17 protein-coding genes are annotated in these 22,564 nt (G+C 48.2%); 15 read left to right on the forward strand and 2 right to left on the reverse strand.

Annotated features, from left to right (window positions below; translation table 11 throughout):
• The first annotated feature begins 89 nt into the window (after positions 1 to 89).
• From FYJ39_RS07345 to carB, 7 genes are all read left to right on the forward strand, one after another.
• The gene (locus FYJ39_RS07345) at positions 90 to 1,322 is read left to right on the forward strand and encodes an LL-diaminopimelate aminotransferase (RefSeq protein ID WP_154471810.1); all 1,233 of its coding nucleotides are present in this window, start codon (positions 90 to 92) and stop codon (positions 1,320 to 1,322) included.
• A 189-nt stretch (positions 1,323 to 1,511) separates the two neighbouring features.
• Positions 1,512 to 2,294, forward strand: a complete 783-nt coding sequence (locus FYJ39_RS07350; RefSeq protein WP_154471811.1) for an N-acetylmuramoyl-L-alanine amidase — start codon at positions 1,512 to 1,514, stop codon at positions 2,292 to 2,294.
• 391 nt (positions 2,295 to 2,685) lie between these two features.
• Entirely contained in the window at positions 2,686 to 4,845 is a 2,160-nt protein-coding gene (gene nrdD, locus FYJ39_RS07355) for an anaerobic ribonucleoside-triphosphate reductase (protein WP_154471812.1), read from the forward strand.
• A 1-nt stretch (position 4,846) separates the two neighbouring features.
• A complete protein-coding gene (gene nrdG, locus FYJ39_RS07360; RefSeq protein ID WP_154471813.1) occupies positions 4,847 to 5,371 on the forward strand; it encodes an anaerobic ribonucleoside-triphosphate reductase activating protein in 525 nt (174 codons plus the stop codon).
• 87 nt (positions 5,372 to 5,458) lie between these two features.
• The gene (locus FYJ39_RS07365) at positions 5,459 to 6,709 is read left to right on the forward strand and encodes a peptidoglycan-binding protein (protein ID WP_154471814.1); all 1,251 of its coding nucleotides are present in this window, start codon (positions 5,459 to 5,461) and stop codon (positions 6,707 to 6,709) included.
• 355 nt (positions 6,710 to 7,064) lie between these two features.
• Positions 7,065 to 8,138 (forward strand): carbamoyl phosphate synthase small subunit, encoded by a 1,074-nt coding sequence (locus FYJ39_RS07370; protein ID WP_154471815.1) that lies wholly within the window; start codon positions 7,065 to 7,067, stop codon positions 8,136 to 8,138.
• Positions 8,138 to 11,356 (forward strand): carbamoyl-phosphate synthase large subunit, encoded by a 3,219-nt coding sequence (gene carB / locus FYJ39_RS07375; RefSeq protein WP_154471816.1) that lies wholly within the window; start codon positions 8,138 to 8,140, stop codon positions 11,354 to 11,356. The genes FYJ39_RS07370 and carB overlap by 1 nt, the downstream gene beginning before the upstream one ends.
• A gap of 327 nt (positions 11,357 to 11,683) precedes the next feature.
• Here the strand turns inward: carB and arcC are convergent, their stop codons facing one another.
• Positions 11,684 to 12,613, reverse strand: coding sequence for a carbamate kinase (gene arcC / locus FYJ39_RS07380; RefSeq protein WP_154471817.1), 930 nt, complete (start codon positions 12,611 to 12,613; stop codon positions 11,684 to 11,686).
• A 211-nt stretch (positions 12,614 to 12,824) separates the two neighbouring features.
• Here arcC and FYJ39_RS07385 point away from each other — a divergent pair, with 211 nt between their 5' ends.
• Together FYJ39_RS07385 and FYJ39_RS07390 are read left to right on the forward strand one after the other, a co-directional pair.
• Entirely contained in the window at positions 12,825 to 13,277 is a 453-nt protein-coding gene (locus tag FYJ39_RS07385; protein WP_154471818.1) for a CPBP family intramembrane glutamic endopeptidase, read from the forward strand.
• Between the two features lie 93 nt (positions 13,278 to 13,370).
• Positions 13,371 to 14,390 carry a glycosyltransferase family 2 protein gene (locus FYJ39_RS07390; RefSeq protein ID WP_154471819.1) on the forward strand — a complete coding sequence of 340 codons (1,020 nt, stop codon included), beginning with the start codon at positions 13,371 to 13,373 and terminating at the stop codon, positions 14,388 to 14,390.
• Positions 14,391 to 14,566: 176 nt separating this feature from the next.
• On the opposite strand, the gene FYJ39_RS07395 is transcribed toward FYJ39_RS07390, so the two are convergent.
• On the reverse strand, positions 14,567 to 15,232 hold the full coding sequence (locus FYJ39_RS07395; protein WP_154471820.1) for a phosphatase PAP2 family protein: 666 nt from the start codon (positions 15,230 to 15,232) through the stop codon (positions 14,567 to 14,569).
• A gap of 333 nt (positions 15,233 to 15,565) precedes the next feature.
• Here FYJ39_RS07395 and pfkB point away from each other — a divergent pair, with 333 nt between their 5' ends.
• The 6 genes from pfkB (at position 15,566) to ybaK (ending at position 22,519) form a co-directional block, all read left to right on the forward strand.
• Entirely contained in the window at positions 15,566 to 16,468 is a 903-nt protein-coding gene (gene pfkB, locus FYJ39_RS07400; RefSeq protein ID WP_154471821.1) for a 1-phosphofructokinase, read from the forward strand.
• A 32-nt stretch (positions 16,469 to 16,500) separates the two neighbouring features.
• Positions 16,501 to 18,480 (forward strand): PTS fructose transporter subunit IIABC, encoded by a 1,980-nt coding sequence (locus FYJ39_RS07405; protein ID WP_154471899.1) that lies wholly within the window; start codon positions 16,501 to 16,503, stop codon positions 18,478 to 18,480.
• Positions 18,481 to 18,781: 301 nt separating this feature from the next.
• A complete protein-coding gene (gene hcp, locus FYJ39_RS07410) occupies positions 18,782 to 20,626 on the forward strand; it encodes a hydroxylamine reductase (RefSeq protein WP_154471822.1) in 1,845 nt (614 codons plus the stop codon).
• Positions 20,627 to 20,706: 80 nt separating this feature from the next.
• Positions 20,707 to 21,330: a hypothetical protein gene (locus FYJ39_RS07415; protein ID WP_154471823.1), complete on the forward strand. Its 624-nt coding sequence runs from the start codon at positions 20,707 to 20,709 to the stop codon at positions 21,328 to 21,330.
• Positions 21,317 to 21,868 carry a hemerythrin domain-containing protein gene (locus FYJ39_RS07420; protein ID WP_154471824.1) on the forward strand — a complete coding sequence of 184 codons (552 nt, stop codon included), beginning with the start codon at positions 21,317 to 21,319 and terminating at the stop codon, positions 21,866 to 21,868. The genes FYJ39_RS07415 and FYJ39_RS07420 overlap by 14 nt, the downstream gene beginning before the upstream one ends.
• Positions 21,869 to 22,048: 180 nt before the next feature.
• Positions 22,049 to 22,519, forward strand: coding sequence for a Cys-tRNA(Pro) deacylase (gene ybaK, locus FYJ39_RS07425; protein ID WP_154471825.1), 471 nt, complete (start codon positions 22,049 to 22,051; stop codon positions 22,517 to 22,519).
• The last annotated feature ends 45 nt before the right edge of the window (positions 22,520 to 22,564 follow it).

Genomic DNA, 22,564 nt, shown 5'->3' on the forward strand with positions numbered 1-22,564 from the left:
AGCACGAAGATGTGCAGGGTTCCCTGGGAGCGTTTACGTTTAAGGCGGCTTTGCATATGGCAGGGCCGCAAAAAGAGGAGGAATCGTACATGGTTAAAATTAATGAGAACTACCTGAAGCTGCCCGGAAGCTATCTTTTCTCTACGATAGCAAAAAAGATAGCCGCATACCAGGAGGCTAACCCGGACAAGGCAGAAGACATGATACGCTTGGGAATTGGGGATGTGACCCTCCCCATTGCTCCGGCGATTGTAGAGGCCATCCATAAGGCAGCGGATGATATGGGACGTGCAGAAACCTTTCACGGCTATGCGCCGGATATGGGCTATGCCTTCTTGCGGGAAACCATAGCACAGCGGGATTATAAAGATCGGGGATGCCGGATTGAGGCAGATGAGATATTTGTATCTGACGGCTCTAAGAGCGACTGTGGAAATATACAGGAGATATTCAGTCATGACAACCGGATCGCGGTGTGCGACCCTGTGTATCCCGTTTACGTGGATTCTAATGTTATGGCAGGACGTACCGGGGAGTACGATACAGAGGCCGGAATATGGAGCAATGTGATTTACATGCCCTGTACAGCTGATAACTGCTTTGTGCCGGAGCTTCCAAAGGAGACTCCGGACTTGATTTACCTGTGCATTCCTAATAATCCCACTGGAACTACTCTGACCAGAAAGCAGCTTAAAGTGTGGGTGGATTACGCCAACCGGGTGGGAGCCGTCATTCTCTATGACGGAGCTTACGAGGCTTATATATCCGAGGAGGATGTGCCTCATTCTATTTACGAGATTGAGGGGGCCAGAACCTGTGCCATTGAATTTCGTTCCTTTTCCAAGAAAGCCGGCTTTACCGGCGTACGCCTGGGCTTTACCGTGGTGCCTAAGGATTTGAAATGTGGGAATGTAATGCTTCATGCACTGTGGGCCCGCCGTCACGGTACCAAGTTTAACGGCGCTCCTTACATTGAGCAGAGGGCAGCAGAAGCAGTATATTCACAGGAGGGTCACAAGCAGGTAATGGAGCAGGTAGCCTATTATAAGAAAAATACAAGGGTTATCTATGACGGGCTGAAGGAGGCTGGCTACACCGTATTTGGAGGGGTGAATTCCCCTTACGTATGGCTGAAAACAGATGACGGGATGAACAGCTGGGAATTTTTCGATTATCTTCTGGAGAACGCCCGCGTGGTGGGAACTCCAGGAAGCGGTTTTGGCCCCAGCGGAGAGGGATATTTCCGCCTTACAGGTTTTGGAACCTATGAGAACACGGTGAAGGCTGTGATGCGTATGAAAGCTCTGAAGCGAAAGAAATAGTCCCAGATTGACGTCTCAGAGCGCCATAGGGGCGGAGCCGTCTGCAGGATAATCTCAAAGGTGTCAGCCAGGGCAGCGCAGAGGATAAGAAGGGCGGATATGGACGAAAGTTAAGGATACAAAATGGAAACTTTCTCCTTTTCTATACATATGGTATAAGGTAGAGACATATGTAAAGGAGGGTCTGATATGGCAGACCTTAAACGAGTAATCATAGATGCCGGACATGGCGGTGACGAACCTGGGGCTATGTTTGATGGACGCCGGGAGAAAGATGATACGCTGCGTCTGGCCCTTGCAGTGGGACAGATATTGGAAAATAACGGGGTAGACGTAGCTTACACAAGAACCACCGATGTGTTTGATACGCCTGTTGAAAAGGCCCAGATAGCTAACCAGTCGGGGGCGGATTATTTTGTGTCAATTCATCGCAACGCTATGCCCATACCAGGTACAGGAAGCGGAGCGACCACCCTGGTATATGAGAATACGGGCGTTTCGGCCATGCTGGCAGAGAATATACAGAGAAATCTGGCGAATGTGGGATTCGCGGATCTAGGGATACAGGAACGTCCTGGGCTGATTGTCCTGCGGAGAACTCAGATGCCTGCTGTGCTGGTAGAGGCAGGGTTTATTGACAATCCGGCAGACAACCGTTTTTTTGACCAGAACTTCCAGGCCATCGCCCAGGCTATCGCGGAGGGAGTTCTCACTACGATACGCCAGCAGGAAGCACAGCGTCCGGCGTACTATCAGGTACAGGTAGGAGCCTTCCGAAACAGGATGCCTGCCGATCGGCTGTTAAATGAGCTTCAGGCCAAGGGCCTGCCTGCATTTATCGTTTATGACGACGGTCTGTATAAAGTTCGGGTAGGAGCATTTTTAAATATGGATAATGGTATTCAGATGGAACGGACTCTGCGCAATCTGGGATATCCTACGGTTTTAGTCCGGGAGCCGGCTATTTATTAAGAAAGAAACAGGCTTTGCTTAGGGAATAAAGGGGACGTTCTCAGGAAATTGGCAGAATAAGCAAAAAGCTTAATGGAAGACGGCTAAACGGGGTTATGAGTAAAATAAACGAAAAGGGACACCTGTTATGGAACGGTGTTCTTTTTTTTCGCTCATAATATTTAATCAATGCATATTCTGCCAGCGTCTTGCGCGTTTAAGGCGTATTTGTTGCTTGTGACTACTTTGCAATACAATACTTTATCATGTATTTTTTTATTGCAAACCACTACATTTAGTGGTAAAATCCTATATTAGTGCACAAGCAACAGTATTTTCTTGTTTTTATGATATGCTTAAAGCGGGTATATTAATTAAATAAACAAACATATATAGAAGGAGAATGCGGGTAATGAGAATTATTAAGAGAAATGGTGCGGAGGAAGCCTTTGACATCCAGAAAATCATAGTTGCCGTATCTAAGGCAAACCAGGCGGCTGACAAGAATAAGCTGACCTTAGAGCAGATTCAGGAGATTGCGGATTATGTGGAGTATAAGTGCGACAAATTAAAGAGGGCTGTATCCGTGGAGGAAATTCAGGATATGGTAGAGAATCAGATTATGGCGACAGGAGCCTTTGAGCTGGCAAAGGATTATGTACGCTACCGTTACCAGCGTTCTCTGGTTCGCAAGGCAAATACTACAGACAACCGTATTCTTTCGCTGATTGAGTGCAACAATGAGGATGTAAAGCAGGAGAATTCCAACAAGAATCCTACGGTGAATAGTGTGCAGCGCGACTATATGGCAGGAGAGGTGAGCAAGGATTTGACTAAGCGTCTTTTGCTGCCGCAGGATATAGTGGAGGCGGATCGTGAGGGCATCATTCATTTCCATGACTCCGATTACTATGCCCAGCATATGCATAACTGTGATTTGGTTAATCTGGAGGATATGCTGCAAAATGGGACGGTTATCAGCGAAACCAGAATTGAAAAGCCCCACAGCTTTTCCACGGCCTGCAACATTGCCACCCAGATCATTGCTCAGGTGGCCAGTAACCAATACGGAGGACAGAGCATCAGCCTGGCTCATCTGGCTCCCTTTGTGGAGGTGTCCAGAAAAAAAATCCGGGGTGAGGTGCTGGAGGAAATTAAGGCATTTGGCTGTACTCCTTCCCAGGAGATAATCAACCAGGTAGTGGAAAACAGGCTGCGCAAGGAGGTTATTAAGGGCGTTCAAACCATTCAGTATCAGGTGATTACCCTGATGACCACCAATGGACAGGCTCCCTTCCTCACAGTATTTATGTACCTCAATGAGGCAAAGAACCAGCAGGAGAAAAGGGATCTGGCCATGATTGTGGAGGAAACCTTAAAGCAGCGTTACCAGGGAGTGAAAAATGAAGCGGGAGTGTGGATTACACCGGCATTTCCAAAGCTCATTTATGTGCTGGAGGAGGACAACATAGATGAGGGTACAGAGTATTATTATTTGACGGAGTTGGCTGCTAAGTGTACGGCCAAACGTCTGGTTCCCGATTATATTTCCGAGAAAAAGATGAAGGAGCTGAAGGAGGGGAATTGCTTTCCTGTAATGGGATGCCGCAGCGCTTTGAGTCCGTGGAAGGATGAGAACGGAACCTATAAGTTTTATGGCCGGTTTAACCAGGGTGTGGTTACAATCAACCTGGTGGATGTGGCTTTATCCTCCGGTGGAGATAAGGACACCTTCTGGAAGATATTTGACGAGCGTCTGGAGCTGTGCTACAGAGCTCTGATGTGCAGGCATAACCGCCTTCTGGGAACGCTCTCCGACGCTGCGCCGATTCTCTGGCAGAACGGTGCATTGGCACGGCTTAAGAAGGGAGAAACCATCGATAAGCTTCTTTATGGAGGATACTCCACCATTTCTCTGGGATATGCGGGGCTTTATGAGTGCGTGAAATACATGACGGGCAGCTCCCATACAGATCCGAAAGCAACTCCCTTTGCGCTGGAGGTGATGGAGTATATGAACAAGGCATGCAACCGGTGGAAGGAGGAGACAAATATTGGATTTAGTATCTACGGTTCACCCATCGAAAGCACTACCTACAAGTTTGCGAAATGCCTTCAGAAGCGGTTTGGAATTATCAAGGGCGTGACAGACAGAAGCTATATTACAAACAGTTATCATGTGAATGTATCGGAGGAAATAGACGCCTTCACTAAGCTGAAATTTGAGTCCCAGTTCCAGGCTCTGTCCACAGGCGGCGCCATCAGCTATGTGGAGGTGCCGAATATGCAGGGAAATCTGCCTGCGGTGCTACAGATTATCCGGTATATCTACGACAACATTATGTATGCGGAACTGAATACAAAAAGCGACTACTGTCAGGAGTGCGGCTTTGACGGAGAAATTAAGATTGTAACCGGCGAAGGCGGCAAGCTGGTATGGGAGTGCCCCAAGTGCGGCAACAGGGATGAGAACAAGCTGAATGTGGCCCGCCGGACCTGCGGCTACATCGGGACTCAGTTCTGGAATCAGGGCAGAACCCAGGAGATTAAGGAAAGGGTGCTTCATTTATAAAATGAATTACGGGGCGATTAAGAAATATGATATTGCAAACGGCGAGGGCATAAGGGTCTCCCTGTTTGTGTCAGGCTGTACCCACAGGTGCAGGAACTGCTTTAATCAGGAGGCCTGGGATTTCGGATATGGACTGCCTTTTACAAAGGAGACGGAGGAGGAAATTCTCCAGGCCTTGGCCCCGGACTTTATTAGCGGCCTCTCCCTTTTGGGAGGGGAGCCCTTTGAACCGGAAAATCAGAAGGAATTGGTAAAGCTTGTAAGACGGGTGAAGGAGCGGTATCCCGGAAAGGATATATGGTGCTATACGGGATATACGTTGGAGCGTCTTTTGGAGAAAAGCAGAGCCAGATGCCAGGTGACGGATGAGCTTTTGGCTAGGATCGATGTGCTGGTAGATGGGAAGTTCGTAGAGGAGCTTAAAGACATAAGCCTTCCCTTCCGAGGCTCATCCAATCAGAGAGTGATTGATGTGAAAGCGTCTCTGGCCGCAGGGCAGGCGGTGTCCAGGAAGCTTTATGAATAGACGGAGCATATAGTTTTTTGATTGGACTGACATAGAAAGGAGGAACAGGGATTATATTATTAGTGATAAGAAAATATGAGGTATCATATGGCAACTAATCCAGAACGGACATCCAGTGGACTGCTGCAGATAAATGTAATCAACATACAGAACAACTTCCCCATTGAAAATGCCAGAATTACAATTAGCTATAAGGGAGAACCTACAAGGCCCATCGAGCAGGTACAGACGAACAGCTCAGGGCAGACGCAACAGGTAACCTTGCCGGCTCCTCCGGTAGAGTACAGCCTGGAACCAAGTGTCATTCAGCCGTATTCAGAGTATAATCTGACTGTTGAGGCAGAGGGCTTTCAGCCTATGGAGATATCGGGAACAGAGATACTGGCGGACTCTACGGCCATCCAGCCGGTAGCCATGACACCTGAGGGGGGCGGACGGCCGGTAGAAGACCCTGTGGTGATTCCGGATCACACGCTTTATGGAAATTATCCGCCAAAGATTGCTGAGTCCGAGATTAAGCCGGTAAATGAAAGCGGTGAGATTGTCCTCAGCCGTGTGGTTGTGCCTCAAACCGTGGTGGTTCACGACGGCGCACCTACCGACCGGACTGCCAATGATTACTATGTGCCCTATAGAGATTACATTAAAAATGTGGCCTCCAGTGAAATTTACTCTACCTGGCCCCGATCCTCTATCACAGCCAATGTGCTGGCGATCATGTCTTTTACTCTGAACCGGGTTTATACGGAGTGGTACAGGAATCAAGGGTATGATTTCACCATTACCTCATCCACTGCCTTTGATCATAAGTGGATTTATGGGCGAAATATATATGAGAGTATTTCACAGGTGGTAGATGAGATATTTGATAATTACTTGTCCCGCCCCGGCGTCCGCCAGCCGATTCTGACTCAGTACTGCGATGGCAGGCAGGTGCAGTGCCCAAACTGGATGACTCAGTGGGGCTCCTGCAATCTAGGAGAGCAGGGCTACAGCCCCATTGAAATCCTCCGCAATTTCTATGGGGACAGTATTTATGTAAATACGGCAGAACAAATATCTGGTATTCCCGCTTCCTGGCCTGGCAACGATCTGACGGTGGGAAGCACCGGGGACAAAGTCCGGCAGATGCAGGAGCAGCTGGATATGATTGCTACGGTTTATACTGCGATTCCAAGGGTGACTCCTGATGGAATCTACGGGCAGCGGACAGCCGATGCAGTAAGAGAATTTCAGTCTATTTTTGGCCTGCCTCAGACCGGAGTGGTGGATTTTGCTACATGGTATAAAATTTCCCATATTTATGTGGGAATTTCCAGGATTGCGGAATTAGTATAACAGGATCAACCAGAAAAAACATATATGCTTTTCCAGAGAAGAGGTATGTGCTTGAAATTATGTCACAGCTCACCCCCCCTCCCCAATGATGCTGGGGGAGGGAGCTTTTTAGCTTAAAGGACTCCTGTGGCTTGTGAAAAAATGCTTGTAAAAAGAAACGGCTGCTCCGATTAAAAAAGAGAAGCGACATATTAAAAAAAATTAGAATAAAACAAAAATATTTAGTTACTAAAGCTATTGAATAATAAGGTGAAATAAAGTATAATCTTTACAATTTGGGCTGAAATCTGTAGGTTAGATTTAAGACAGCAAGACGCCCCATGGATCATACATGAGAAAGGACAGGTACCCCCACATGAAAGCATACCTCATACTGGAAGATGGAACTGTATTCACCGGGACAAGCATAGGCTCAGAGCGTGAAGTAGTCAGTGAAATCGTGTTTAACACATCAATGACCGGTTATCTGGAAGTGTTGACCGACCCCTCCTATGCGGGACAGGCAGTTGTGATGACATATCCCCTTATCGGCAACTATGGAATCTGCCATGAGGATATGGAATCTGCAAAGCCCTGGCCCGACGGCTATATTGTCAGAGAATTATCAAGAATCCCCAGCAACTTCCGCAGCGAGGATACCATCCAGAACTTCTTAAAAAAGCACAACATTCCCGGTATCTGTGGTATCGATACAAGAGCCCTGACTAAAATTTTAAGAGAAAAAGGCACCATGAACGGTATGATTACCACGAGGGAATATACAGATTTGAGGGAGCCTGTGAACCGTATGAAATCCTACTCTGTGGCAGGAGTTGTATTAAGGACAACCACAAAGAAGAAATTTGTACTGCCAGGAGCAGGCAAAAGAGTGGCTCTTATGGATTACGGAGCAAAAATGAATATTGCCCGTTCCTTAAATGAAAGAGGCTGCCAGGTTACTGTATATCCAGCTGACACCCCGGCAGAGGAGGTGCTGGCCGGGAAGCCGGACGGGATTATGCTCAGCAACGGACCCGGAGATCCTAAGGAGAACACAGCTATTATAGAAGAAATCAAAAAACTCTATGCTTCTGATGTCCCTATTTTTGCAATCTGTCTGGGCCATCAGCTGATGGCTCTGGCTAACGGCATGGATACATACAAGTTAAAATATGGACATAGAGGCGGCAACCATCCGGTGAAGGATCTGGAAACCGGAAGGGTGTATATTACCTCCCAGAACCATGGCTATGTGGTAGATATGGCCAAAGTAGATCCAGAAATTGCAGAGCCTGCTTTTGTCAATGTGAATGATGGCACCAACGAGGGGCTTAAATATAAAGGAAAGAACATTTTCACTGTGCAGTACCACCCTGAGTCCTGTCCGGGGCCCCAGGATTCCAGATACCTGTTTGACCGTTTTCTGAAAATGATGGAGGTGAATGACTGATGCCAAAATATCCTGATATTAAGAAAGTGCTGGTGCTTGGCTCCGGCCCAATCGTCATTGGACAAGCTGCCGAGTTTGACTATGCAGGCACTCAAGCCTGTCGTTCCTTAAAGGAGGAAGGGGTTGAGGTGGTTCTCCTAAACTCCAATCCCGCCACTATTATGACGGATAAGGATATAGCGGACAGAGTATATATCGAGCCTCTGACTGTAGAGGTGGTCAAGCAGCTGATTCTAAAAGAAAAGCCGGACAGCGTGCTGCCTACTCTGGGGGGACAGGCCGGACTTAATCTGGCTATGGAGCTGGAGGACGCAGGCTTTTTGCAGGAGCACGAAGTGCGCCTGATCGGTACAACCGCTCTGACCATCAAGAAGGCAGAGGATCGGGAGCTGTTTAAGGAAACCATGGAGAAAATCGGCGAGCCGGTGGCTCCCTCCGATATTGTGGAGGCTGTAGAGCATGGTCTTGAGATTGCAGATAAAATTGGCTATCCTGTGGTTCTCCGGCCTGCCTACACATTGGGCGGTTCCGGCGGAGGGATTGCCCGAAATCCCCAGGAGTGTGCTGAGATTCTGGAGAACGGCCTGCGTCTTTCCCGTGTGGGGCAGGTGCTGGTAGAACGGTGTATCGCGGGCTGGAAAGAAATCGAGTATGAGGTTATGCGGGACGGGGCGGGAAATGTTATAACCGTATGCAATATGGAAAACATTGACCCGGTAGGCGTTCACACAGGAGACAGTATTGTAGTGGCTCCCTCCCAGACCCTGGGAGACAAGGAGTATCAGATGCTGCGCACCTCTGCGCTGAATATCATCAGCGAGCTGGGCATTACCGGCGGCTGCAATGTACAGTATGCCCTGCACCCGGAGAGCTTTGAGTACTGCGTTATAGAGGTGAATCCCCGTGTAAGCCGTTCCTCAGCCCTTGCCTCCAAGGCGACAGGCTACCCAATCGCCAAGGTTGCGGCCAAGATTGCCCTGGGCTACACCTTGGATGAAATTAAGAATGCAGTAACAAAGAAAACATACGCAAGCTTTGAACCTATGCTTGATTATTGTGTGGTTAAGATGCCAAGGCTTCCCTTTGATAAATTTATCAGTGCTAAGCGAACTCTTGGAACTCAGATGAAGGCTACAGGCGAGGTTATGAGCATTTGCACTAATTTTGAGGGCGGTCTGATGAAGGCCATCCGTTCCCTGGAGCAGCATGTGGACTGCCTTATGTCTTATGATTTTACATACCTGTCCGACAGCCAGCTTATGGAGCAGCTGGAACAAGTGGATGATATGAGAATTTGGAGAATCGCAGAGGCCCTTCGCCGTGGAATTTCCTATGAGCTTATTCATAAGATTACCCTTATTGACCGCTGGTTTATCGACAAGCTGGCAATTCTGGTAGAGATGGAGGGTGAGCTGAAGGCAGTGGGAGAGGGCAAGGCTGCGTTGACTCCGGAGCTCCTGGCTGAGGCTAAGAGAATTGAGTTCCCGGACAATGTAATTGCAAGGCTTACAGGAATACCACAGGCAGAGGTGAAAAAGCTGCGCTGGGCGCATAACATCCGGGCAGCCTATAAAATGGTGGATACCTGTGCGGCGGAATTTGAAGCGGAGACTCCCTACTACTACTCCTGCTTTGGAAGCTCCAATGAGGCAGTTAAGACCAGTGGGAGAAAAAAGGTGCTGGTGCTTGGCTCTGGCCCTATCCGTATCGGGCAGGGAATTGAGTTTGACTTCTGCTCTGTGCACAGCACATGGGCATTCCGTAGGGAAGGCTACGAAACCATCATCGTTAATAATAACCCGGAAACTGTAAGTACGGATTTTGATATAGCAGATAAATTGTATTTTGAACCATTGACCCCTGAGGATGTGGAAAGCATTGTGGATGTGGAGAAGCCTGACGGGGCTGTGGTGCAGTTTGGTGGACAGACAGCCATCAAGCTGACAGAGTCCCTGATGAAGATGGGGGTTCCGATTCTGGGAACAGCAGCAGAGGATGTGGACGCGGCAGAGGACAGGCAGCGCTTTGACGCAATTTTGGAGGCGTGCAGGATTCCCAGACCGGCTGGACTCACGGTATTCACCGCGGAGGAAGCCAAGGAGGCTGCCAGGAATTTAGGTTATCCGGTGCTTGTAAGACCTTCCTATGTATTAGGGGGACAGGGAATGCAGATAGCAATCTGCGACGAGGATATTGATGAATTTATAGGAATCATTAACCAGATTGCCCAGGAGCATCCGATCCTTGTGGATAAATATATTATGGGCAAGGAGCTTGAGGTAGACGCTATCTGTGACGGCAGCGATATTTTGATTCCCGGCATTATGCAGCATATTGAGCGCACCGGAATCCATTCAGGGGACAGCATTTCCATATATCCGGCCCAGGATATTACTCAGAGCAATATTGATACCATTGTGGAATACACAGAGAAGCTGGCAAGGGCGCTTCATGTAAAGGGTATGCTCAATATCCAGTTTATTGTAGATGGGAATGACGTGTATATTATCGAGGTGAATCCGAGATCCTCGCGTACGGTGCCCTATATCAGCAAGGTAACAGGCATTCCTATTGTACCTCTGGCTACCCAGATCATCTGCGGCCACACTATCCGGGAGCTAGGGTATCAGCCGGGGCTACAGCCTGCGGCTGACTACATTGCTGTTAAGATGCCGGTATTTTCCTTTGAGAAAATCCTTGGAGCAGATATAAGCCTTGGCCCTGAGATGAAGTCTACCGGAGAGTGCCTGGGAATTGCGAAAACCTTTAATGAAGCCCTCTACAAAGCATTTGAGGGAGCCGGTGTCCGGCTTCCGAAGTATAAGAAGATGATTATGACCATCCGCCACAGCGACCAGGAGGAGGCGGTGGATATTGCCCGCAGGTTTGCGGCAGTAGGATACCAGATATTCGCAACAAGAGGTACTGCAAGGACGCTGAATCATAACGGTGTAAAGGCATACGAAATCCGTAAGCTTGAGCAGGAATCTCCCAACATTCTGGATTTGGTCCTTGGTCATCAGATCGACTTGATCATCGATATTCCAGCTCAGGGCGCGGAGCACAGCCATGATGGCTTTGTTATCCGAAGAAATGCCATAGAGACCGGCGTACATGTGCTCACCTCCCTGGATACAGCCAAAGCCCTGGTGACCAGTCTGGAGAACCGGGCAAGAGAACTGACGCTCATTGATGTGGCAACGGTAAAAAACGCATAAAAAAAGAAAACGCCTGAGCTTTTTGGGTCATCCAATGCCTTTAAGACTCTGGCGTTTTTGTGTCACAGTAAAAACAGCTTTTTAAAATAGCGAAAATGTTAGATGTCGTGCAATATCAGCTTATCTCCGATGATGGAAACGCGAATTTTTTGATATAGCTGGCCTTATCCCTTGGTATTCCCAGAGATAAAATAGTGGAATATATTATAAAACGGGTAATGGAACAGAGTGAAAGGGTTAACAGGAGCGCTTCCTTAGTACGTCCATCGGAAACGGACTGTAAAAGGGAGGGCCTTTGTTGCATTCCCTTTTACAGTTATGCTCCGCTTATTCAATAATGGTTCCTCCATTGCCCTTTAAACTGTCTTTGGCCCTGTCTAGGGTGGTGATAATGGCCTGCCGTCCCTTGCCGTTTTCCAGAAAATCAATGGATGCAGAAATCTTAGGCAGCATGGAGGCGAACTCAAATTGTCCCTGTTTAATATAATCTTTGGCCTGGCTGATGGTCATGCGTTTGATAGGCTGCTCATAAGGCGTTCCGTAGTTGAGAGTTACATTTTCCACGCTGGTGAGAATCATCATTACATCTGCGTCGATCTCCTTGGCTAGAAGTCCGGTAGCCAAGTCTTTTTCAATAATAGCGCTGGCGCCGCGCAGGTTATAGCCCTGCTCCATTACAGGAATACCTCCCCCCCCGCAGGCAATCACAATCTGGTCTGCGTTCAGCAATGCCTTGATGGCATCGATCTCAACGATGGCTACTGGATGGGGAGCTGCTACGATCCTCCGGTATCCTCCGTCAACCTCTTTTACGTGATTCCCTCTGGCCTCCTCCTCGTCAGCCTCCTCTCTGGTCATGACACGGCCGATGATCTTCACAGGGGTATAAAACGCCTCGTCATATGGATCTACAGTTACCTGTGTAAGAATCGTACTCACAGGTTTGTAAATGCCTCGTTTAATCAGTTCGGCCCGGATGCCGTTCTGTAAATCGTAACCGATATAGCCTTGGCTCATAGCGGAGCAGACAGACATGGGGGCATGACTGTAGCCGTCATGCTGTTTTCCAAATTCATTCATGGCAGTGTGAATCATGCCAACCTGGGGAGCATTACTGTGTACAATGGCTACCTGCCAGCCCTCCTGGATAAAATCGGAAATTACCTTGGCAGTTTTTACAACCGCCGCTTTCTGTTCTGGAAGATTGGTTCCCATATCCTTATGGCCCACGGCCATGACAATGCGTTTTTTCGCCATAATCCATACCTCGCTCGTTTTTATAATTCTTCTGGAACGTGTCCATTAAATTAAGCTTATTATAGGGTAAATTGGAAGAAATTGCAATGGAAAGAGAAAAAAGGTAGTGGTAAAAGCTTTCCTGTCATGCTATACTGTCAATAGAATAAAAGGGCCTGCAAAACATATGTTCAAGGTTCAGAGACACACAAAAGTGAGGGCGGCTGTTGATATGAAGAGTGGTAAGAAGCTGCTTCCAGAGGGGTGGCTGCCGCGTGTGCTGGTAATAGCAGGAGCAGCCTTGGCAGGAAATCTTCTTTTGAGAGTGGTTCCCTGGCCGGATTGGATACGCACCTCTTATGAAAGCGCTGCTGCTATGGATCAGGCGGAGGAGGGCCGGTATCTGTTTATGACCCTTTTGCTGGCTCCTGCAGTGGAGGAAGGGGTATTCCGGCTGTTTTTGTTTGGATGGCTTTTTAGAGAACGGCTGGGCTTTTGGGGGGCGGCTGTTTTGTCATCTCTGTCCTTCGGACTTTATCATGGGAACTGGATTCAGGGTGTGTATGGTTTCTTCCTGGGGGTTATACTGGCCTGGGGCTATGAGTCCAGCGCGTATGGTAAGTACCGGATGGCGGTTATTATGCATGGAGCGGCAAATCTGGCCGTGTTGGTTATATTTGGATAAGAGCTGCTTTGCTGAGATTGAACGGCTGGACTCCGCGGAGCGCTTTGATTGCAAAGAAGGGGCTTTAAGTACTCACAGCGAGGAGGATAAATAATGAAGCTATTATCAGTGGCAATTCCCTGCTACAATTCAGAGGCATATATGGAGCATTGCATACAGACTCTTCTGTCCGGCGGGGAGGAGATGGAGATTATCATTGTAGACGACGGTTCTGTCAAGGACAGGACACCGGAGATTGCAGATGAGTACGCCAGGCGGTATCCAACGATCTGCAAGGCTGTGCATCAGGAAAATGGGGGCCATGGGGAAGCGGTGAATACAGGACTTAGAAATGCCTCCGGAATTTTTTTTAAAGTGGTGGACAGCGACGACTGGGTGAATGAGGACGCCTTGCTTAAGGTGCTGGAAACGCTGCGCAGGTTTGTTTATGGCAAGGAAACTCTGGATATGCTGGTAAGCAACTTTGTTTATGAGAAGGAAGGAGCCAGGCGCAAGAAGGTGATGAAATATCACACGGCCTTTCCAAAGGACAGAGTGTTTGGATGGGATGATGTAAAATTTTTTATGACAGGCCAGTATCTTCTGATGCATTCCGTGATTTACCGCACAGAGCTGCTGCGCCAGTGCGGGCTGGAGCTGCCCAAGCATACCTTTTATGTGGACAACATTTTCGTGTTCCAGCCTCTCCCTTATGTAAAAAACATTTACTATCTGGATGTGAATTTCTATCGTTATTACATAGGCAGGGAGGATCAGTCGGTGAATGAGGCTGTGATGATTGGGCGTATTGATCAGCAGCTGAGAGTGACAAAGCTGATGCTGGGGTATTATGATGTGACCAAAATCAGCAGCAGAAAGCTACGCAGCTATATGACCCAGTATTTGGAAATTATGATGACGGTCAGCTCTGTTCTCGCTATAAAATCGGAAACTAAGGAAAACTTGGAGAAGAAGGCAGAGCTGTGGCAGTATTTAAAAAAGCTGAATCTGCGTCTGTACCTGAAGCTCCGGCTGGGCTTTTTGGGCCAGGGCTGTAATCTTCCGGGAAAAGGGGGAAGAAAGCTGCTGCTGCTGGGCTACAAGATAACTCAGAAGTTCTATGGCTTTAATTAAAAAATCAAAGGGATGTAATAACTGGCCTTCACGAAAATGCGCATGAAAAAACACGGTTCCAGAAGCTATAAAAGCCACTTAAGAACCGTGCTTTTTTGTTTTAGAGAGGTTGGTTTCTATCTTATTTGCTATAGCGTTTCTGTTTTGCAATATCTCCGGCCATTCGGAATCCTGTACTAGCCCAGAGCCTTTTCCGTAACCTTTTTATCCTGGGCGGACCAGTTGTAACCGTACACAACACCGTATATTACATAGGACATGATGACAGCGCCAATCACGTCAATGACGGAGTGCTGCTTCAGGAAAACGGTAGCAAGACAGATGGAAACCATCAGGACTGCAGAGCCAATTCGGACGCCGGTATGTTTCCTCAAAGCTTCACTTTTCATAATCGCAATGTGGGTTCCGATGGAATTGTACACATGGATGCTGGGAAACACGTTGGTTGGGGTGTCGGTCTTATAGAGAGCCGCTACCATACCGGTAAATATATTTTTACCCGGATCGAGGACAGGGCGGAAATCTGTGCCGTTGCGGAAAAATGTACATACAATCAGGCTGATGGTCATGCCTGAAAACAGGAAAATGCACAGCTTGTAATAGTCCTCCCTGGAGGTAAACATAAAATAGAAGATCGCCCCTGCTACGTATAAAAACCAGAGCATATAGGGAATAATAAAATATTCATTGAAGGGAATGTAGTCGTCCAGCGCTACGTGCATAACGTGGTAGTTACGGGTGACAGTTTTTTCAAGGTAACAGAACCATGGAAGGTAAATAAAGCCATAGGACAGCACCCACATATGTTTATATTTACGGAAAAACGATAATATTTGCCTCATAGTATCAGCCTCTTTCTCGACTCCATGAACGTATTACCAAATGTAAATAAAATGTTAAGAATTTGTTAGCGTTTTGAGATTATAGCATAGTTAAATTGGAAATTCAAGGGGGATAAGGAAAAGTTAATAAAGTTTCATAAACCGTTATAATATATGATAAAAAACAACTTTTTTATTAATATCTTAACGCATTTTAAAGCAAAGTACACTGGGAAGCTTTTAGGATGGAGCACAAGGCGGCAGTGATGGATGTGACGGTAGGAGAACTGGCCTGGCCGGTAAAATGCCTAAGATAATAAAAGAAAATGTTCATGAAAGGAAAAATGAGGATATATGATTTACACAGTAACCTTTAATCCAGCGCTGGACTATGTAATAGCTGTAAATCAGTTCACACTGGGGATGGTCAACCGAACGGTCAGGGAAAACATCTTCTATGGGGGAAAGGGCATCAATGTTTCGGCGATGCTGGCCAACCTAGGGCATGAAAGCACGGCGCTGGGGTTTGTGGCAGGCTTTACGGGAGATGAGATTGAGCGGGGAGTAAGAACCTTGGGCTTTCATTCCGATTTTATTAAGGTAGAAAAGGGTATATCCCGAATTAATGTAAAATTGAAATCCGACCAGGAGAGTGAAATTAACGGGATAGGACCGGAGATTACAGAGAAAGACTTAGAGAAGCTGTTTCATAGGCTTTCAGGGCTGAAGCCGGGCGATGTGCTGGTGCTTTCCGGCAGTATTCCAGCTATGATTCAGAATGATATCTATGAGAGGATCATGGAGAGGCTGGATAAAAAGGAGATACGGATTGCTGTGGATGCTGAGAAGGAGCTGCTTTTAAACGTGCTGCAGTACCATCCCTTCCTAATTAAGCCCAATAAACACGAGCTGGGCCAGATGTTCGGAGTTAAGCTGGATGGAGAGGAGGAAATTGTCGCCTATGCCGTAACACTTCAGAAGAGGGGGGCTTTGAATGTTCTGGTATCGATGGCAGGGGACGGTGCGATACTGATAGCAGAGGACGGCAGGGTTTATAAGCAGAAGGCTGCAAAGGGGATTGTTAAAAATTCCGTAGGATCAGGAGACTCCATGGTAGCCGGCTTTCTGGCTGGTTATCTGGAAAAGGGAGACTATGGATATGCCTTAAAGCTGGGGGCAGCCTGCGGATGCGCTACGGCATTTTCAGAGGGTATTGGAACTAGAGAAGAAGTCCTCAGGTTATTTAAAACCTTTTAAAAGATGGCGTGAGATTAGGAGGGGTGAAGGTGATGCGGATCACAGAGCTATTAAAAAAAGAAAGCATTGAGCTGGGAGCAGCAGTTACCTCTAAGAAGGAGGCCATCGACCGGCTTGTTTCTCTGATGGCAGCTGGAGGACGTTTAAAGGACAAAGAAGGGTATAAGGAGGAAATTTTCGCAAGAGAAGCCCTGGGTAGCACTGCTATTGGAGAGGGCATTGCAATTCCTCATGCTAAGACGGAGGCTGTACGAGAGCCTGGACTGGCGGCTATGGTAGCTCCTGAAGGAGTAGACTATGAGGCCTTCGACGGCTCCCGGGCAAGACTGCTGTTTATGATAGCAGCGCCCTCAGAGGGAGGAGATGTTCATTTGGAGACATTGTCCCGCCTGTCTGCTCTGCTTATGAATCCAGGCTTTCGGGAGGCTCTTATAGCTGCTCAGTCCAAGGCTGAGTTTCTGAAACGAATCGATGAGGCAGAGACCGCACGTTTTGGAGCTGCTATAGAAGGAAGCAAAGAAGAAGGGGCAGATACAGAGGGTACAGAGAATGTAAGCTCTGGGGGGAAGATGACCGGTCAGTCCGGCTACCGAGTACTGGCAGTGACGGCCTGCCCCACAGGCATCGCCCATACTTACATGGCGGCTGAGAATTTGGTAAATACCGGAAGGAAGCTGGAAATCCCCCTGAAGGCAGAGACGAACGGCTCCTCAGGAGCCCAGAATGTCCTTACAAAAGATGAGATTGAGCAGGCAGATGCCATTATCATAGCGGCAGATAAAAATGTGGAGATGGCAAGGTTCGACGGGAAGCCGGTTATAATGGCTTCTGTATCTGACGGAATCCACAAGGCAGAGGAGTTGGTCAACCTGGCTGTCAGCGGAGAGGTTCCTGTATATCGCCATACAGGAGGCAGTGGGGAAGCCGCCTCCAGCCAGGGAAACGACAGCATAGGACGGACGATCTACAGGCACCTTATGAACGGTGTCTCCCACATGCTGCCCTTTGTAATCGGCGGCGGTATTCTGATTGCATTGGCATTTCTCTTGGATGATTATACCATAGACCCTTCCAACTTTGGTAAGAATACACCTCTGGCAGCCTATCTGAAAACCATTGGTGAACAGGCCTTTGGCATGATGCTTCCCATACTGGCAGGATTTATTGCCATGAGTATAGCGGATCGCCCCGGACTGGCAGCCGGACTGGTGGCCGGATTGATAGCAAAGATGGGCTCTACGTTCGGGAATCCGGCGGGAGGGGATGTAAACGCAGGATTTTTAGGAGCCTTATTTGCCGGTTTTGTGGGAGGCTATATTGTAGAGGGGCTGCGCAGGCTGTTTTCTAGGCTGCCCAAAGCTCTCGAGGGGATTAAACCGGTGCTTTTGTACCCTGTTGCAGGTATTTTTCTGGCGGCAGCGGCAACCACCTTTATTAACCCCTATATAGGAATGATTAACGATGGCCTGACCGATTCTCTAAATGGTATGGGTGGGATAAGCAGGGTGGCGCTGGGGATGGTTCTGGGAGGAATGATGTCCATTGATATGGGCGGCCCCTTTAACAAGGCTGCTTATGTATTCGGAACAGCCCAGCTTGCAGAGGGTAACTTTGAGGTGATGGCAGCTGTGATGGCCGGAGGTATGGTTCCCCCCATCGCAATCGCGCTGTGCACCACATTTTTTAAAAAGAAATTTACGAGGAAGGAGCGCCAGTCCGGTATTGTAAACTATGTTATGGGATTATCCTTTATAACAGAGGGAGCCATTCCCTTTGCGGCTCAGGACCCCCTGCGTGTGCTGCCTTCCTGTATCATAGGCTCCGCATTGGCAGGGGGGCTCTCCATGGCTTTTGGCTGCACGCTCCGTGCGCCACACGGAGGCATCTTTGTACTGCCTACCATCGGAAATCCGCTTATGTTTCTGGCAGCCGTGATTGCCGGAGCAGTGGCAGGCTGCGTAATATTGGGATTTCTCAAGAAAACGGAGAAGGCTTCGTCTATGGTTAAATAGACTTACCTAATGCGGGGTACAAGTCACCCTGAAAAGTCATTGAGAATCAACAGCATTTAGAAAGGACGCCTACGAAACGGCGTCCTTTTTAGCATCCGTTTCTTTACAGTCTTTCTTTAAAATTTTATAGTAAGGGTTTTGCTTTCTTCCCCTAATTTTTTTAGTTTGTTGTTGTAACAACATATTTCTTATTGTATTTATCGTATACTAGGCTCGTGAAACAAATAAATTCAGGTATGGCAAATGGGAATTTGATTTACAAGGAACAGAAGATATCGAACAGAAAGAGGAGGAGAAACGAATGGAAAATAAAATGTTCTGCTTTCAATGTCAAGAAACTGCGGGTTGTACCGGCTGCACTCAGGTAGGTGTATGTGGGAAAAAGCCGGATGTGGCCGCAATGCAGGATCTCCTGGTTTATGTGACCAAGGGGTTGTCTGCTGTGACTACTCAGCTTCGTGGGGAAGGGGAAGAAGCTGACGCTGAGGTAAATCACCTGATAATACTGAACCTGTTTACAACCATTACCAACGCAAATTTCGATAAAGACGCCATCGCAGCTCTTATCAAAGCAACGCTAGATGTTAAAAGAAATTTAGCTGCAAAGGTAAAGCGGCCTGAAGCTCTGCCGGAAGCGGCTCTCTGGGACGGCGGGGAAGCGGATTATGAGGCTAAGGCGGCCGTGGTAGGAGTCCTGTCAACGAAAAACGAGGATATCCGGTCTTTGCGGGAACTCATTACCTATGGGCTCAAGGGGCTGTCTGCTTACTCTAAGCATGCCAACGCTTTGCTGCAGGAGGACGGAGAACTGGACGCCTTCCTTCAGCGTGCTCTTGCCGCTACGCTTGACGAAAGTCTGACTGTAGACGACCTTGTGGCTCTGACGCTGGAGACCGGCAAATACGGAGTTGCCGGAATGGCGCTTTTGGACAAGGCCAATACCGGAGCCTATGGCAATCCTGAAGTGACCAAGGTAAACATTGGCGTAAGGGAGAATCCCGGCATTTTGGTTTCCGGCCATGACCTGCGTGATTTGGAAATGCTTCTGGAGCAGACCCAGGGCACAGGCGTGGACGTTTATACGCATTCGGAAATGCTTCCTGCCCATTACTACCCTGCTTTTAAGAAGTATCCTAATTTTGTGGGCAACTATGGCAACGCCTGGTGGAAGCAGAAGGAGGAGTTCCAGTCCTTCCATGGACCGATCCTGATGACTACGAATTGCATCGTGCCTCCCAAGGACAGCTACAAGGATCGCCTGTACACAACAGGAGCCGCAGGCTTTCCGGGCTGCAGACATATTCCCGGCGGTATTGGGGAGAAGAAGGATTTCTCTGAAATCATCGAGCATGCGAAACGCTGCGCTGCGCCTGCAGAGATCGAGACAGGAACGATTATAGGCGGCTTTGCCCATGAACAGGTATTTGCTTTGGCAGACAAGGTTGTAGATGCGGTGAAATCCGGGGCAATCAAGAAATTTGTGGTGATGGCCGGCTGTGACGGACGGGCAAAGAGCCGTGATTACTATACGGAATTTGCGAAGGCTCTGCCAAAGGATACGGTTATCCTTACTGCGGGCTGTGCTAAATATAAGTACAATAAGCTGGAGCTGGGTGATATTGGGGGGATTCCCCGCGTACTGGACGCAGGCCAGTGCAACGACTCCTACTCCCTTGCGGTTATTGCTCTTAAGCTCAAGGAAATATTTGGGCTGGAGGATGTAAACGACCTGCCCATTGTTTACAATATTGCCTGGTACGAGCAGAAGGCGGTTATTGTGCTGCTGGCTCTGCTGCATTTAGGTGTGAAAAATATCCATCTGGGTCCTACGCTTCCTGCTTTCCTCAGCCCGAATGTGGCTAAGGTGTTGGTTGAAAGCTTTGGAATTGCCGGAATCGGAACAGTAGAGGACGACATGAGGCTGTTCTTTGGAGAGGAAAAAACTAAGCCAGCTGTCACAGGAGAGATGCTTGTTGGAGAAATCCTCAGGAAGCACCCGGAGGCTGCCTCTGTCCTGATGGAATGCGGCATGCACTGTCTGGGCTGCCCTTCCTCCCAGATGGAGTCTCTGGAAGACGCCTGCATGGTTCATGGACTAAAGGTAGAAGATGTGCTGAAGGCTGTCAACCATAAGCTAGAGGGATAACCAAATGAATGGGGCCATAGAGCGGGAAAGGGAAAGCTCCATGGCCCCACTTTACTTAAGATTAAGAAAGGAAATAATCAATGAGTGCATGTTTAGGTCCTATACATTATTGGCTCTATCACAAGATCCAGCTTCAGGAGAGTCTGACAGGGGCGCTTATAGCTGTGCTGCCGTCAGAGAAAGAAAAAGCCCTTACCGCACGCCTGGCGGATACCTGCGGGGCTGTGGAGAACCGCCCTCTGGAGGAGGTCATTGACTCCGGTAATATCCATGGCTGGCTGCAGGGCCAAATCGCCGTAGCAGAAGCACGGTTTGCTATAGCTGTTACAGAGCTGCAAAGAGACAGCTTATGCCAGCTGGAGGCTTTGAAGCAGAAGGCCAGGCAGATTGGTCAGAGAGCCCCCCTGGCTGATGTTAAAAGCCCCCAGGAAGCGTACCAAAAGCTGAACGATGTGCTGCTGGATGGGATGCCCTGCGACCGCGTCAATGAGGTGCTGGAGCAGGATGACAGCCATATCCTTTGGAGGCAAAGAACGGATCTTCATAAATCCTATTGGGAGCAGGCAGGAGGAGACGCTAAAAATTATTATGTTCTGAGAGATGAGTGGATCTCTGGCATGCTGGAGGGCAGCGGACTTGTGTTTGAACGATCCGGAGAGCAGTTTTCTATTAGAGGAAGGAGAAAAGGCAATGAGCGGTATTGATTTGATGGTGCAGGAGCATGAGCATATTTTAAAATTTGTGGACATTATACGAAGCGCCTGCTGTCGGGTTCTGGATGGCTTTCCCGTAGATGCGGATGATTTTCAAAGGATGCTTACCTTCGCCCGAACTTATGCAGATCACCATCACCATGGGAAGGAAGAGCAGATATTATTTCGGGAGATGAGGGCCCGGCTGGGGCAGACGGCCGAACATCTGATTCAGCACGGCATGCTGGTGGAGCACGATATGGGAAGATTCCATATTGCTGAGCTGGAAAGTGCGCTGGAGCGGTACAAGGCAACCGGAAGCACCATGGATAAGCTGGAAATTCTGACGCATGCTGCCGGCTGGGCAAATCTGCTGCAGCGTCATATAGAGAAAGAAAACAATGCTGTGTACACCTTTGCCAAGCGCATGCTGCCTTCGGATGTACTTAAGCAAATCGATGCAGAGTCTGAGGCATTTGAAGAAGCAGAGAGGGCAAATACGGCTCAGGCGCTGACATTGCTGGAGCAGCTTTCCGAAACATATTTGTAAATGAAAGGAAACCCTTATGCCTGTTTATAAAGCTCTTTCCATGTTCGTAGTGTCTTAAATTCTGCTGAAAAACGGGTTTTACAGAGAAGGTGGTATTTATAGTTGACAAGGGAATGGAAGTTTCCGGCGATGGATGGTATAATGTAGGGAGCATGAGAAAATAAAGGTGGTATAAAAGGGATGGAAGAAAAAACGAATGTTATGCGGGCGTTGGATAAGGGGAAAGTATGCTATCAGGCCCATACTTATGGAGATACGGGAGCTGTAAGTGGATTGGAAGTAGCCAGGGTTTTGAAGGAGAATCCAGATACGGTTTTTAAAACGCTGGTTACAGTGGGAAAATCCTCGGCTCACTATGTATTTATGGTTCCTGTAAGCAAGGAGCTGGATTTGAAGAAGGCAGCCAAAAGCGTGGGAGAAAAGAGGGTGGATATGGTGGCCTCCAGGGAGCTTTTGCCTCTTACCGGCTATATACATGGAGGCTGCTCCCCTATTGGCATGAAAAAACAGCTCAGGACGGTGATTGATTCCAGCGCAGAGCAGCATGATAGGATATTCTTCAGCGCCGGAAAGATTGGGTATCAGATAGAAACTACTTTAAAGGAATTGAATAAGGCGCTGCAATTTGAACTCCACGACGTAAGCGAATAGAGGGGGATTTTTGAATTGCATCAATATTAAGTATGAGAATCAATA

This window comes from Clostridium porci, from assembly GCF_009696375.1.
In the GTDB taxonomy this organism is placed as follows: Bacteria; Bacillota; Clostridia; order Lachnospirales; family Lachnospiraceae; genus Enterocloster; species Enterocloster porci.